The sequence below is a fragment of the Streptomyces sp. NPDC001985 genome (assembly GCF_040296845.1).
GTDB lineage: Bacteria > Actinomycetota > Actinomycetes > Streptomycetales > Streptomycetaceae > Streptomyces.
In genome coordinates, this window is the sequence record NZ_JBEOYB010000120.1 from 1 (window position 1) to 12,622 (window position 12,622).

Here is a 12,622-nt window from a genome sequence, read left to right on the forward strand (position 1 = left end):
GCCCGCCTCACGTGCACCGTCTGGTCGGTCCTCCCCACTGCCCTCGCACGGCTCATCAGCCGCATCTCACCGAACCTGCTCCCCGGGCACCCCGACGGGCCGTACCTCATCCGCTGCCACCTGGAACGCCACCGGGTGGGCCCGCACTGGGCGATGGTGTGGCCCGTCGCCGGCCAGGGCGAGGGCATGCTCTGGGCGCACTGGAGCACCGGCGGACTGCCCGCCCGTGTTCTCACGCGGCCCGTGTGCCCCGAAACGGACGGCCCCCACAAGGAGTGCGCCCTCTACCAGGGCCACCCGGACGGGCACAGCTACGAACTGACCACGGTTGAGCCGGACGAGCTGCCCGGACCAATCGCCGTGAACCGGCTGCGGGCCTGCCTCCAAGCCGTCAACGAGCACACCGGCAGGAACAACTGACCATGCGGCGTCTGGGACTGCGAAGGGGGCGCCCCTGCCTGCGCCCGCGCCGTCGCCGCCCACCGGGGCCGCATCAGAGCCCGCGCCCAATACGGAACAGACCGTCACTGCCCAGCCTCCGGGATACCCGTGGACAACCGGGCGCGCCACGTCCTCGTAATCAGCCGGCCATGGAAAACCACACAAGCCATCAGGCCCCAGTAGATCCGCAGACAGGAGACACCCCTCGTGCCCTACACCCTGACACCGCAGCGCCACGCCGCACGGGAACGCGTCATCGCACAGCGGGACGACGTGACCCGCCGCTACACGAACGGCGAGTCCCTTCTGTCCCTCGCACACGTCTACAACGTCGGCAACTCGTGGCTACGGGACCGGTTCGCCGAGTGGGACATCCCGCTGCGCACCCGGTCGGAGTCGGTGAAAGCCGCGTGGCGGCACGTCCGGAAGACCGAACAGGTCTCGACCTTCCGGCGCCCCGCCGACTAGCCCCCCCAACTCCCGTCCGGCTGTACGTGCTGAGGGTCACCACAGCCGGACGGGACCCGCTTCCGCCCTCAACGAGAACCGGTGAACCGGACTCCCGGAACGCTCGCCCGAGGACGGACCGCACGCCCCGCCGTGACACCAGGGAGCGGACGCGTGCACCGTCGGACCCAACCGGGCCGGGAAGCACCACAACGAACAGGAGGGTTCAGGCAATGAAGCCGTGGATTCTGGGCGAGTGTGACCACAAGTACGAGAAGTGGAGCGGTGCGGACCGCTGCGTGAAGTGCGGTCACACCCGACGCTGACAACGGACAGAGGGAGGGGTGCCGGTCATCTGGTGCCCCTCTCGTCACCGAGCGAGGAACACATGACTGAACGAGTCGAGTGGGAAAAACTTCCGGCGGCGTTCCGCGACGCCGTGGAACGGCACACCGGGCCGGTGATCGCTTCCGAAAGCGTCGGGAGCGGCTTCAACTGCACTGTGGCACTGGCTGTACACACCCGGAGCAGCGGGCGCCTGTTCCTCAAAGGAGTACGGACATCCGACACGGCCGGGGCGGCGGGGCTGCTCTGTGAAGAGCGGCTGAACGACGCGGTGGGGGGTGTCAGTCCCACCCTCCGTCACCGCATCGAGGAGGCCGGCTGGCTCGCGCTGGCATTCGTCCACGTCGACGGTCGGCACGTCGACTACGGCCCCGGAACGAGTGACCGGGCGGCGCTCAAGCGCGTCACGCGCCGTATGCACCGCCTGCGGGCCCCGGCGCACCCCGTTCCGCAGCTCTCGGACCGGTTCGCCGGACATCTGCGCCCCGGGGAAGCAGAAGCGCTCAAGGGCTCACATCTGCTCCACACGGATCTGAACCCGCACAACATCGTGATCAGCCACGCGGGCGGTGACGCGTACGTCGTGGACTGGGCGATGCCCGCGCTCGGCCCCGCATGGGTCGATCCGGCGTCCATGGCCACATGGCTCATGACCTACGGGCATGCGCCGGCGGACGCCCTCGCGTGGCTCCGGGGGACACCGAGCTGGCCACAGGCGGACCGGAAGGCCGTTGAGGCGTTCGTGAACGTCACATGCAGGGAGTTCACCGCAAGCGTGGGAGACAAGGACGCCGAGCCGCACAACACGCGCTTCCGGCACCTGCTCGACGCGCCGCACTGACGGATGGGGTGGCGCCGGCCAGCCCGTACCCGCGCGACGGGTGCGACCGGCAGCCCTGGGAGCTTGAGGCCGGACCCTGGTCCACAGGACCCCGCACCCTGCGGGCCCGGGTCGGGGGCCAGCCCCCGAACCCCCGCTCCTCAATCGCCGGAGGTGCTGGAGTGGTGCGGCTCAGCTCACCGAAGAGGCAGGGATTCGCCCCCAGCCCGCCGGAGGTGCTGGAGTGGTACGGCTCAGCTCACCGAAGAGGCAGGGATCGCCCCCAGCCCGCCGGAGGTGCTGGATTTCGTTCCTCAGCTCGCCGAAGGAGCCAGGATTCGCGCCCCAGCCGCCCGGCGAAGCCGGGCGTGCCCCACCCGGCCCGGCCGAGCCGGCTACGGCAGCCCGTCCGGGGGCACCCCCCAGAGGCAGCTCCGGGGGAGCTTGAGGACCGGCCCCGCACCCCAGGACCCCGCACCACACAGCACCCCGCACCACAGGACCCCGCACCACACAGCACCCCGGCCACCGCCCCCCGCACCAGTCGCCCCCACCCCCTGTACAGGCCGCTACGCGCGTAGATATGCTCGGGTGGTGAGCATGCCCATCGCACCCGCATCCGCCCTCCCGGAGGTCACCTCCTCCGACCAGGCCCTCCGTCGCTTTCTGCACGGGCTCCCCGGGGTCGATCCCGTCGGGCTCGAAGCCCGGGCCTCGTCGCTCGGGACCCGGTCGATCAAGGCCGCCGCCAAGGCGTACGCCATCGACCTCGCGATCTCGATGATCGACCTCACCACGCTCGAAGGCGCCGACACCCCGGGCAAGGTCCGGGCGCTCGCCGCCAAGGCCGTGCACCCCGACCCGACCGACCGGACCTCCCCGGCCACCGCCGCCGTCTGCGTCTATCCGGACATGGTCGCCACCGCGAAGTCCGCGCTGAACGGCGCGGACGTCAAGGTCGCCTCCGTCGCCACCGCCTTCCCGGCGGGCCGCGCCTCCCTCGACGTCAAGCTCGCCGACACCCGCGACGCGGTCGCCGCCGGTGCCGATGAGATCGACATGGTCATCGACCGGGGCGCGTTCCTCTCGGGACGGTATCTGAAGGTGTACGAGGAGATCCTCGCCGTCAAGGAGGCCTCGGGCGACGCGCGCCTGAAGGTCATCTTCGAGACCGGCGAGCTGTCCACCTACGACAACATCCGCCGCGCCTCCTGGCTCGGCATGCTCGCGGGCGCGGACTTCATCAAGACCTCCACCGGCAAGGTCGCCGTCAACGCCACCCCGGCGAACACCCTCCTCATGCTGGAGGCCGTCCGCGACTTCCGCCGCCAGACGGGGGTACAGGTCGGGGTGAAGCCCGCCGGTGGCATCCGTACCAGCAAGGACGCCATCAAGTTCCTCGTCCTCGTCAATGAGACCGCAGGCCCGGACTGGCTGGACAGCCACTGGTTCCGCTTCGGCGCCTCCAGCCTGCTCAACGATCTGCTGATGCAGCGCCAGAAGCTGGCCACCGGCCGCTACTCCGGCCCCGACTACGTAACCGTGGACTGAGCGGACATGACTACAGAGACCACCCCGGCCAACCCCTTCGCGTACGCGCCGGCCCCCGAATCCCGCGCGGTCGTCGACATCGCGCCCTCGTACGGACTCTTCATCGATGGCGAGTTCACCGAGTCGAGCGGCCAGGACCGCGCCAAGACCCTCTCCCCCGCGACCGAGGAAGTCCTCGCCGAGTACACCCAGGCGAACGCCGAGGACGTGGACCGCGCCGTGAAGGCCGCCCGCAAGGCGTTCGAGAAGTGGTCGGCGCTGCCCGGCCGGGAGCGGGCCAAGTACCTCTTCCGGATCGCCCGGATCATCCAGGAGCGCAGCCGTGAGCTGGCCGTTCTGGAGACCCTGGACAACGGGAAGCCGATCCGGGAGACCCGTGACGCGGACCTCCCGCTGGTCGCCGCGCACTTCTTCTACTACGCGGGCTGGGCCGACAAGCTCGACCACGCCGGCTTCGGCGCCAACCCGCGCCCGCTGGGTGTCGCGGGCCAGGTCATCCCCTGGAACTTCCCGCTGCTGATGCTGGCGTGGAAGATCGCCCCGGCGCTGGCGACCGGCAACACGGTCGTGCTGAAGCCCGCCGAGACCACCCCGCTCTCCGCGCTCTTCTTCGCCGACATCTGCCGTCAGGCCGGGCTCCCCCGGGGTGTCGTCAACATCGTCACCGGCGACGGCCGCACCGGCGAGGCGCTGGTGACGCACCCGGGCGTCGACAAGGTCGCCTTCACCGGCTCGACCGCCGTCGGCAAGGCCATCGCGCGCCAGATCGCGGGCACGGACAAGCGGGTCACCCTGGAGCTGGGCGGCAAGGGCGCCAATATCGTCTTCGACGACGCCCCTCTCGACCAGGCGGTCGAGGGCATCGTCAGCGGGATCTTCTTCAACCAGGGCCAGGTCTGCTGCGCGGGCTCGCGGCTGCTGGTCCAGGAGTCGGTCCAGGAGGAGCTGCTGGACTCCCTCAAGCGCCGGCTCTCCACCCTGCGCCTGGGCGATCCGCTGGACAAGAACACCGACATCGGCGCGATCAACTCCGCCGAGCAGCTCGCCCGGATCACCGCGCTCGCCGACACCGGCGAGGCGGAGGGCGCCGAGCGCTGGTCGGCGCCGTGCGAGCTGCCGTCCGCCGGCTACTGGTTCGCCCCGACGCTCTTCACCAACGTCACCCAGGCGCACACCGTCGCCCGGGACGAGATCTTCGGCCCGGTGCTGTCCGTGCTGTCGTTCCGCACCCCGGACGAGGCCGTCGCCAAGGCCAACAACAGCCAGTACGGTCTTTCGGCCGGCATCTGGACGGAGAAGGGCTCCCGGATGCTCGCCGTGGCGAGCCGGCTCCGGGCGGGTGTCGTCTGGGCCAACACCTTCAACAAATTCGACCCGACCTCGCCGTTCGGCGGTTACAAGGAGTCCGGCTTCGGCCGTGAGGGCGGCCGGCACGGCCTGGAGGCCTACCTCGCCCCCGCCGGCCAGAACCCGGGCCCGAACCCGACCCCGAAGGGTGAGCGCTGACCATGAGCACCGCGGAACAGAACCGACTGAGTGTCTTCAAGACCTACAAGCTGTACATGGGCGGGAAGTTCCCGCGTTCCGAGAGCGGCCGGGTGTACGAGGTGACCGACTCCAAGGGCACATGGCTGGCGAACGCGCCGCTCTCGTCCCGCAAGGACGCCCGTGACGCGGTCGTCGCGGCCCGCAAGGCGTTCGGCGGCTGGTCGGGCGCGACCGCGTACAACCGGGGGCAGATCCTCTACCGCGTGGCCGAGATGCTGGAGGGCCGCCGGGAGCAGTTCGTCCGGGAGGTGGCCGACGCGGAGGGGCTCTCCAAGTCGAAGGCCGCGGCGCGGGTGGACGCGGCGATCGACCGCTGGGTCTGGTACGCGGGGTGGACCGACAAGATCGCCCAGGTGATGGGCGGGGCGAACCCGGTCGCGGGTCCGTTCTTCAATCTGTCGACGCCCGAGCCGATGGGTGTCGTCGCCGTGCTGGCGCCGCGCGATGCGTCGTTCCTGGGGCTGGTCTCGGTGATCGCCCCGGTGATCGCCACCGGCAACACGGCCGTGGTGGTGGCGAGCGAGCGCTCCCCGCTGCCCGCGCTCTCGCTGGGCGAGGTGCTGGCCACCTCCGACCTGCCGGGCGGTGTGGTCAATGTGCTCTCCGGCCGCACGGCGGAGATCGCGCCCTCGCTCGCCGCGCACCAGGACGTCAACGGCATCGATCTCACCGGGGCCGGGGACGGCGCCGAGGCGAGGGAGCTGGAGATCGCGGCGGCCGACAACCTCAAGCGGGTGCTGCGCCCGGGCCCCGAGGACTTCACCGCCGACCCCGGTACGCACCGGATGACGGCGTTCCTGGAGACGAAGACGGTCTGGCACCCCACCGGCGCGCTCGGCGCGTCGGGCTCCGCCTACTAGGGAGTTCCTTCCGGATCTCGCCGGGCTCGCGGGCCCGGCGAGATCCGGAGGAGACGGCCCGGGCGGGTGTGGAGAGCCCCTGCCGTCCCCGTCCGGCGGCAGGGGCTCTCCCGTACGCGCCCCCGCGCTACAGCGGCAGCATCTTCACCACATCCCCCACCAGCGGCAGGTCCTTGAGGGCCCCGCCCTGGGAGAGCGGGCCGGTGAGCACCTCGGTGGTGATGGGCTTGAAGTCGGCGATCTGTGTGCCGAGGCTGTTGGCCAGCGGGTCGACGCCGGTGTTGGCGAGCGGGTTGAGCTGGAGGCTGGTGAGGTGGCCGAGGCCGGAGACCGAGTTGCCGATCGCACCGGCCGCGCCGCTTCCGGGGCCGCCGACGGCGGCCCCGACGGCGTCGAGGCCGCCGTCCACGGCGGGTGACCCGGCCGCGTGCGCGGTCTCGCCGGTGGCGAGGGCCGCCGCGAGGGCCGCGGCGGTCAGACCCGCGCGCAGAGCGGTGCGCCGGGGTGGGTGCGGTCGGTGGGCTGCGTGACGTGCCATGAGGGTTCCCGCCTGGGTGGGTAATCGGACGAGCACTCAGCGTAGTTGAGTGGTGATTCCCAATCCACCGTCATCCCCGATGGCTCCCCTTACGGGTCAATGCCTCACACTGGTGTCCCGTGACCTCTTCCGCCATGACGACGCGTGTTGTGCTGCTCGCGGGCCCCTCGGGCTCCGGCAAGTCCTCCCTGGCCGCCCGCACGGGACTGCCCGTGCTGCGGCTGGACGACTTCTACAAGGAGGCCGGCGACCCGACGCTTCCGCTGGTCGCGGGAAGCACGGACATCGACTGGGACTCACCGCTCTCCTGGGACGCCGATGCGGCCGTCGCGGCGGTCGCGGAGCTGTGCGGGACCGGGCGCACGACCGTCCCGGTGTACGACATCGCGGCGAGCGCGCGGGTCGGGCGGGACGCCTTCGCCATCGGCCGCACGCCGCTGTTCGTGGCGGAGGGGATCTTCGCGGCGGACATCGCGGCGCGCTGTGCGGAGCTGGGGGTGCTGGCGGACGCGCTCTGTCTGCGGGGCCGCCCGTCGACGACCTTCCGCCGGCGGCTCGCCCGGGATCTGCGGGAGGGACGGAAGTCGGTGCCGTTCCTGCTGCGGCGCGGCTGGCGGCTGATGCGGGCCGAGCGCGGGATCGTGGCGCGCCAGACCGGTCTGGGTGCCCATCCGTGTGCCCGGGACGAGGCGCTGGGCCGGGTCGCGGCGGCCGCGGCAGGCCGGCACCGTACCGCCGCTCAGCCGGCCCCGCACGCGGCGGCCACTCCCCCGGGCGCCCAGGACCTGTCGCCGCTGTAGTGGGCGCGCACGGAAACGGGGCCGGACAAGACCCCCCGGCCTGTCCGGCCCCGTACTCCCCCGTACTCCCCCCTACTCCGTGGCCCCCGTGGCCGCTCGGGTCCCCCGACCCTCCCGGCCCGACCACGTTCCCGCTGTCTCCCCCGAGACGGCGGCCCCCCACTCGTTTCCCCCGTGATCTCCCCCCGTCGCCCCCGTGTTCCCCCGTCGCCTTCAGGCCACCAGCTCGCCGAAGGACTCCTCCTCGTCACGGCCGAAGCTGAGGACCTGGTCCTCGCGCAGCCGGCGGAGCGACCGCCAGATGCTCGACTTCACCGTGCCGACACTGATGTCCAGGATCTCCGCGATCTCCGGGTCGGTGCGGCCCTCGTAGTAACGGAGGACCAGCATCGTCCGCTGGAGTTCCGGCAGCCTGGCCAGCGCCTGCCAGAGCACGGCGCGCAGCTCGGTGCCCCGCATCGCGTCGGTGTCGCCCGCCGTCTCCGGCAGCTCCTCCGTGGGGTACTCGCTGAGCTTGCGCCGGCGCCAGGCGCTGATGTGCAGATTGGTCATGGTGCGGCGGAGGTATCCCCCGACCGCCGCCTTGTCGCTGATCCGGTCCCACGCCCGGTAGGTCGAGAACAGCGCGCTCTGGAGCAGGTCCTCGGCCTCGAAGCGGTCGCCGGTGAGGTGGTAGGCGGTCGCGTACAGGGAGGAACGGCGCTCCTGGACGTAGGCGGTGAACTCCGCCTCCGACAGGCTCTGCCGTCCCCCGCTCCCCCTGTACGGAGCCGCCGTACCGGCCGCCCCCGCCGTCGCGTCAACCACCGTCATGTACGACGGCTTGTGCTGACGCCCGGCGCCGCGAACGCACCCCCGCCCGTTCACGGCGCCGGACTTCTCCACCGTCCGCCCGACGTCGTGGAGACGCGTGACAACTGCGTTTGAGGTGGTGCTGTGCAGTGCGTTCATCCCACGCCCCCCGTCGAGTGGTGTCTGTTCGGTCTTGGTGTGATGAAGCTTGCCGAGGCAGTTTCATGGCGGTGTCCGCCGACTGTCACAGGCCTGTCACAGGGGAGGGGACACCGCGCGGCGCGACCCGGGGGGTCCGGGAGCCGCGACGGCCCCGGCGGGGCCGGGGACCCGGGAGCGGGCGGGCGAGGGGGCGGGAGGGCGCGGGAAGGGGCGCCGGGGGGCGGTACGGGGCGGCCGGGCGGCTCCGCACAGGTCGGGGCGGTCGAACTCCGGTACACCCATGGGCCAGAATGACGCTCGTGCCTTTCCTGTTGCTGATCGAGGACGACGACGCCATCCGCACGGCCCTCGAACTCTCCCTGTCCCGCCAGGGCCACCGTGTGGCCACCGCGGCGACGGGAGAGGACGGCCTCAAACTGCTGCGCGAGCAGCGGCCGGACCTGATCGTGCTGGATGTGATGCTGCCCGGGATCGACGGTTTCGAGGTGTGCCGCCGCATCCGGCGCACCGACCAGCTGCCGATCATTCTGCTGACCGCCCGCAGCGACGACATCGACGTGGTCGTGGGGCTGGAGTCGGGGGCCGACGACTATGTGGTCAAACCCGTCCAGGGGCGGGTGCTCGACGCCCGTATCCGGGCCGTGCTGCGGCGCGGCGAGCGGGAGTCCACCGACTCCGCCACCTTCGGTTCGCTGATGATCGACCGCTCCGCGATGACCGTCACCAAGAACGGCGAGGATCTGCAGCTCACGCCGACCGAGCTGCGTCTCCTGCTGGAGCTGAGCCGGCGCCCGGGGCAGGCGCTCTCCCGGCAGCAGCTGCTGCGGCTGGTGTGGGAGCACGACTATCTCGGGGACTCCCGGCTGGTGGACGCCTGTGTCCAGCGGCTGCGGGCGAAGGTGGAGGACGTACCGTCGTCGCCGACCCTGATCCGTACCGTGCGCGGTGTGGGCTACCGGCTGGACGCTCCCCAGTGACAGCCGGCCCCGCCCCCGTCGCCCCGGGGCTCACGAGGGGTGGCGCGCGGTGAGCGGTGCCGGCCGGCGCGCGGTGCTCAGCGGGCTGCGCTGGACGAGTCTGCGGCTGCGGCTCGTCGTCGTCTTCGCGGCGGTCGCGCTGACCGCCGCCGTCTCCGCTTCGGGCATCGCGTACTGGCTCAACCGCGAGGCGGTGCTCTCCCGGACCCAGGACTCCGCGCTGGAGAACTTCCACAAGGAGATGCAGAGCCACGCCGCGTCGCTGCCGCTCCACCCCACCCAGGGCGAACTCCAGGACACGGCCGATCTGATGGCCGACGGCAAGTCGGGGTACAGCGTGCTGCTGCTGGCCGAGCGCGCCGAGCGCAAGCCGGTGGCGGCCACCTCCGACGCGGACGGCTTCACCCTCGACGACGTGCCGCCGGCGCTCCAGGACGCGGTGAACGACCGTCAGGAGATCAGCGCCGCCGATCCCGCTCCGTACCATCTGTACTGGCAGCGCATCGAGCGCGGCGGCACCCCGTATCTGGTCGGCGGCTCGCGGATCATGAACGGCGGGCCGACGGGATATGTGCTCAAGTCGCTGGAGAACGAGCGCGAGGACCTCAACACGCTCGCCTGGTCGCTGGGGATAGCGACCGCGCTGGCGCTCGTCGGCTCGGCGCTGCTCGCCCAGGCGGCGGCGACCACGGTGCTCAAGCCGGTGCGCCGGCTCGGGGACGCTGCGCGCAGGCTCGGCGAGGGGAAGCTCGACACCCGGCTGCGGATCTCGGGCACCGACGAGCTGGCGGAGCTGGCGAGGACCTTCAACAGGACGGCGGAGTCGCTGGAGAAGAAGGTCGCCGACATGAGCGCCCGGGAGGAGTCCAGCCGCCGTTTCGTCGCCGATATGTCGCATGAGCTGCGGACGCCGCTGACCGCGCTCACCGCCGTCGCCGAGGTGCTGGAGGACGAGGTGGACAACCTCGATCCGATGATCGCGCCCGCGGTGAATCTGGTGGTCAGCGAGACCCGTCGGCTGGGCGATCTGGTGGAGAACCTGATGGAGGTCACCCGCTTCGACGCGGGGACCGCCAAGGTCGTCCTGGACACGGTCGACGTGGCCGACCAGGTCACCGCCTGTATCGACGCCCGCGCCTGGCTGGACGCGGTGGAGCTGGACGCCGAGCGCGGGATCATGGCGCGCCTCGACCCCCGGCGGCTCGATGTGATCCTGGCGAATCTGATCGGCAACGCCCTCAAGCACGGCGGTTCGCCGGTGCGGGTGGCGGTGCGGCTGGTCGACGACGGCGCCACCCTGGTGATCGAGGTGCGCGACCACGGCCCCGGCATCCCCGCCGATGTGCTGCCGCATGTCTTCGACCGGTTCTACAAGGCCAGCGCGTCCCGGCCGAAGTCCGACGGCAGCGGTCTCGGGCTGTCGATCGCGGTGGAGAACGCCATCGCCCACGGCGGCACCATCACCGCCGCGAACTCGCCGGACGGCGACGGCGCGGTGTTCGTGCTGCGGCTGCCGCTGGACGCGTCGGCGCCCGCGGACGGCGCCGGAGAGAGCCCTTCGAGTGGCGGGCGGGGAGAGGGGAACGGGCAGTGAGGCGGAGGGCGCTGGGATTCATAGCGCTGGCGGGCGGCGCGCTGGTGCTCGCCGGATGCGGGATCAGGACCACCCAGGTGCCGGTCTACTACGGGCCCGCGCCGTCGCGGCCGGCGTGCGAGGTGAGCGGGGGGAGCCGCGCGGACACCGCTTCGCCGTCGCCCGGTCTTCCCGTGCAGATCTATCTGATCTGCGCGTCCCAGCTGAAGTCCGTGGACCGCACGGCCGGCCCCGCGCCGGAGGCGTCCTCGCCCGCCGGCCGGGTGCGGGTCGCGCAGGCGCTCCTGGCGGAGCTGGAGCGGGAGCCGTCGGCCGGGGAGCGCGAGGTGGGCTTCGGTACGGATGTGCCGGGGCCGATCGCGGTCAGCGGGCCCCGGCCGGGCGATCCGGCGGGGACGCTGCGGCTGAGCCGGCAGCCGGAGGATCTGCCGGAGGCGGCGCTGGCGCAGATCGTCTGCACCTTCGCGGAGAGCCGGGCGGCGACCGCGGGCGGCACGGTGGTGCTCGGCGGGCCCGGAGGGTATCCGGCACGGGCGTACGCCTGCTCGGCGCAGGCCAGGGAGCGGCCGTCGGAGCCGCTGCCCGCCCTCTCGGCGCCCGCCTCCGCCGCGCCTTCCCCTTCGGCTTCCTGAGCGTGCGAAGAGACGGAACCGATTCCCGCGTGGTGTGCGTCTTCTGTGGCGTGCAGCGTCAAGGTACGGGCCGCAGTGCCGCCATCCGCTTGCGCGTGGCGGGGGCTCTCCTCCTCCTCGCGCACCTGGTGCTCGTCGGGTGGCTGACCCTGCGCCCGCTGGATGTGCCCTGGGTGACGGCGGCGAATCTGGAGCCGCTCGCCAGCGTGAAGGCGCATCTGTCGCTCGGTCCGGCGGAGGCGGTGCGCGGGATAGGCGGCGGGCTGCTGCTGCTGGCGCCCCTGGGGGTGCTGCTGCCGCTGGCGGGCGGGCGGCTGGCGGTCTCGCCGCTGGCGTCGCTGGCCCGGACGGTGGCGGCCGGGGCGCTCCTCTCGCTCGGGATCGAACTGTTCCAGACGGGTGTGCCGGGGCGGGTGCTGAATGTGGACTCGCTGATGCTGAACACGGCCGGGGTCGCGGTCACCCATCTGCTGGTGGTGCCCGCGGCGCGGGCCCGGCTGCGGCGGCGCCGCGCGGTCGCGCCGGTGCTGCCCGGGGTGGGCGAGCAGCCGAGCCGGGCGGCCGGGGGCGCGCGGGCCGCGGGGACCGGCCCCGGCCCCGGGGCCCTGCTGAGGGAGGACGCCCCTCAGGGCCCGACCCCGACGATTTCCAGGGTCGGTATCGCCCCGTAGAGCGAGGTTTCGTCCGGCTTGGCGGAGCAGTATGGAGATATCGGGAGGCCGCACACGGAGCGGCTCCCACCGCCCAGCGAAGGAGCCCGCCATGGCCGCACTTGTCCGCCCCCGCGATGGACGCATGATCGGTGGAGTGTGCGCGGGCCTGGCCCGGCGCTTCGGCACATCGGCGACCACCATGCGAGTGATCTTCGTGGCCTCGTGTCTGCTGCCGGGTCCGCAGTTCCTGCTGTACGCGGCGCTGTGGGCGCTGCTGCCGGGCGAGCGGTCGTCCGCCGCATCGGCGAAGACCGCCTGGTAGCGGCTCACGGTCCGCGCACACGGGGAGACGGGGCGGGGGCCGCCGGGGGGGGGGGGGGGCCCGGGGGGGGGGGGGGGGGGCGGTGACGGGGAGAGAGGTAGATAAGTAATTAGTAGGTTAATGTAAAAATTTTAAAAAAA

The 12,622-nt window shown here is 72.1% G+C and carries 14 protein-coding genes; 12 read left to right on the forward strand and 2 right to left on the reverse strand.

What is annotated here, in order from left to right:
• The 6 genes from ABT122_RS31685 to ABT122_RS31710 all read left to right on the forward strand — a co-directional run.
• On the forward strand, nucleotides 1–420 hold a 420-nt coding region (locus ABT122_RS31685; protein WP_351559298.1), incomplete at its 5' end, for a hypothetical protein.
• Between the two features lie 228 nt (nucleotides 421–648).
• A complete protein-coding gene (locus tag ABT122_RS31690; RefSeq protein WP_351559300.1) occupies nucleotides 649–909 on the forward strand; it encodes a hypothetical protein in 261 nt (86 codons plus the stop codon).
• Nucleotides 910–1,390: 481 nt separating this feature from the next.
• Nucleotides 1,391–2,074 (forward strand): phosphotransferase, encoded by a 684-nt coding sequence (locus ABT122_RS31695; protein WP_351559302.1) that lies wholly within the window; start codon nucleotides 1,391–1,393, stop codon nucleotides 2,072–2,074.
• A 579-nt stretch (nucleotides 2,075–2,653) separates the two neighbouring features.
• Nucleotides 2,654–3,604 (forward strand): deoxyribose-phosphate aldolase, encoded by a 951-nt coding sequence (deoC, locus tag ABT122_RS31700; RefSeq protein WP_351559321.1) that lies wholly within the window; start codon nucleotides 2,654–2,656, stop codon nucleotides 3,602–3,604.
• Nucleotides 3,605–3,610: 6 nt separating this feature from the next.
• The gene (locus tag ABT122_RS31705) at nucleotides 3,611–5,110 is read left to right on the forward strand and encodes an aldehyde dehydrogenase family protein (protein WP_351559304.1); all 1,500 of its coding nucleotides are present in this window, start codon (nucleotides 3,611–3,613) and stop codon (nucleotides 5,108–5,110) included.
• 2 nt (nucleotides 5,111–5,112) lie between these two features.
• On the forward strand, nucleotides 5,113–6,012 hold the full coding sequence (locus ABT122_RS31710; RefSeq protein ID WP_351559306.1) for an aldehyde dehydrogenase family protein: 900 nt from the start codon (nucleotides 5,113–5,115) through the stop codon (nucleotides 6,010–6,012).
• 127 nt (nucleotides 6,013–6,139) lie between these two features.
• Here ABT122_RS31710 and ABT122_RS31715 read toward each other — a convergent pair whose 3' ends face one another.
• On the reverse strand, nucleotides 6,140–6,550 hold the full coding sequence (locus ABT122_RS31715; protein ID WP_351559307.1) for a hypothetical protein: 411 nt from the start codon (nucleotides 6,548–6,550) through the stop codon (nucleotides 6,140–6,142).
• A gap of 134 nt (nucleotides 6,551–6,684) precedes the next feature.
• Between ABT122_RS31715 and ABT122_RS31720 the strand changes: the two genes are divergently transcribed.
• Entirely contained in the window at nucleotides 6,685–7,350 is a 666-nt protein-coding gene (locus ABT122_RS31720; RefSeq protein ID WP_351559309.1) for an ATP-binding protein, read from the forward strand.
• A 213-nt stretch (nucleotides 7,351–7,563) separates the two neighbouring features.
• On the opposite strand, the gene ABT122_RS31725 is transcribed toward ABT122_RS31720, so the two are convergent.
• A complete protein-coding gene (locus ABT122_RS31725; protein ID WP_351559311.1) occupies nucleotides 7,564–8,301 on the reverse strand; it encodes a SigE family RNA polymerase sigma factor in 738 nt (245 codons plus the stop codon).
• Nucleotides 8,302–8,603: 302 nt separating this feature from the next.
• On the opposite strand from ABT122_RS31725, the gene afsQ1 reads away from it, so the two are divergent.
• The 5 genes from afsQ1 (at nucleotide 8,604) to ABT122_RS31750 (ending at nucleotide 12,482) form a co-directional block, all read left to right on the forward strand.
• The gene (gene afsQ1, locus ABT122_RS31730) at nucleotides 8,604–9,281 is read left to right on the forward strand and encodes a two-component system response regulator AfsQ1 (RefSeq protein WP_323371832.1); all 678 of its coding nucleotides are present in this window, start codon (nucleotides 8,604–8,606) and stop codon (nucleotides 9,279–9,281) included.
• A gap of 49 nt (nucleotides 9,282–9,330) precedes the next feature.
• The gene (locus tag ABT122_RS31735; protein WP_351559313.1) at nucleotides 9,331–10,875 is read left to right on the forward strand and encodes an ATP-binding protein; all 1,545 of its coding nucleotides are present in this window, start codon (nucleotides 9,331–9,333) and stop codon (nucleotides 10,873–10,875) included.
• Nucleotides 10,872–11,507, forward strand: coding sequence for a hypothetical protein (locus ABT122_RS31740; RefSeq protein ID WP_351559315.1), 636 nt, complete (start codon nucleotides 10,872–10,874; stop codon nucleotides 11,505–11,507). Before ABT122_RS31735 ends, ABT122_RS31740 begins: the two co-directional genes overlap by 4 nt.
• Before the next feature lie 95 nt (nucleotides 11,508–11,602).
• Nucleotides 11,603–12,178, forward strand: coding sequence for a VanZ family protein (locus ABT122_RS31745; RefSeq protein WP_351559317.1), 576 nt, complete (start codon nucleotides 11,603–11,605; stop codon nucleotides 12,176–12,178).
• Nucleotides 12,179–12,269: 91 nt separating this feature from the next.
• Nucleotides 12,270–12,482, forward strand: coding sequence for a PspC domain-containing protein (locus tag ABT122_RS31750; RefSeq protein ID WP_351559319.1), 213 nt, complete (start codon nucleotides 12,270–12,272; stop codon nucleotides 12,480–12,482).
• Nucleotides 12,483–12,622 lie beyond the last annotated feature (140 nt).

Coding starts and splice junctions, on each gene's coding strand:
- deoC (WP_351559321.1), top strand. CDS start 2,654: ATGCCCATCGCACCCGCATCCGCCCTCCCGGAGGTCACCTCCTCCGAC.
- ABT122_RS31705 (WP_351559304.1), top strand. CDS start 3,611: ATGACTACAGAGACCACCCCGGCCAACCCCTTCGCGTACGCGCCGGCC.
- ABT122_RS31710 (WP_351559306.1), top strand. CDS start 5,113: ATGAGCACCGCGGAACAGAACCGACTGAGTGTCTTCAAGACCTACAAG.
- ABT122_RS31715 (WP_351559307.1), bottom strand. CDS start 6,550: ATGGCACGTCACGCAGCCCACCGACCGCACCCACCCCGGCGCACCGCT.
- ABT122_RS31720 (WP_351559309.1), top strand. CDS start 6,685: ATGACGACGCGTGTTGTGCTGCTCGCGGGCCCCTCGGGCTCCGGCAAG.
- ABT122_RS31725 (WP_351559311.1), bottom strand. CDS start 8,301: ATGAACGCACTGCACAGCACCACCTCAAACGCAGTTGTCACGCGTCTC.
- ABT122_RS31750 (WP_351559319.1), top strand. CDS start 12,270: ATGGCCGCACTTGTCCGCCCCCGCGATGGACGCATGATCGGTGGAGTG.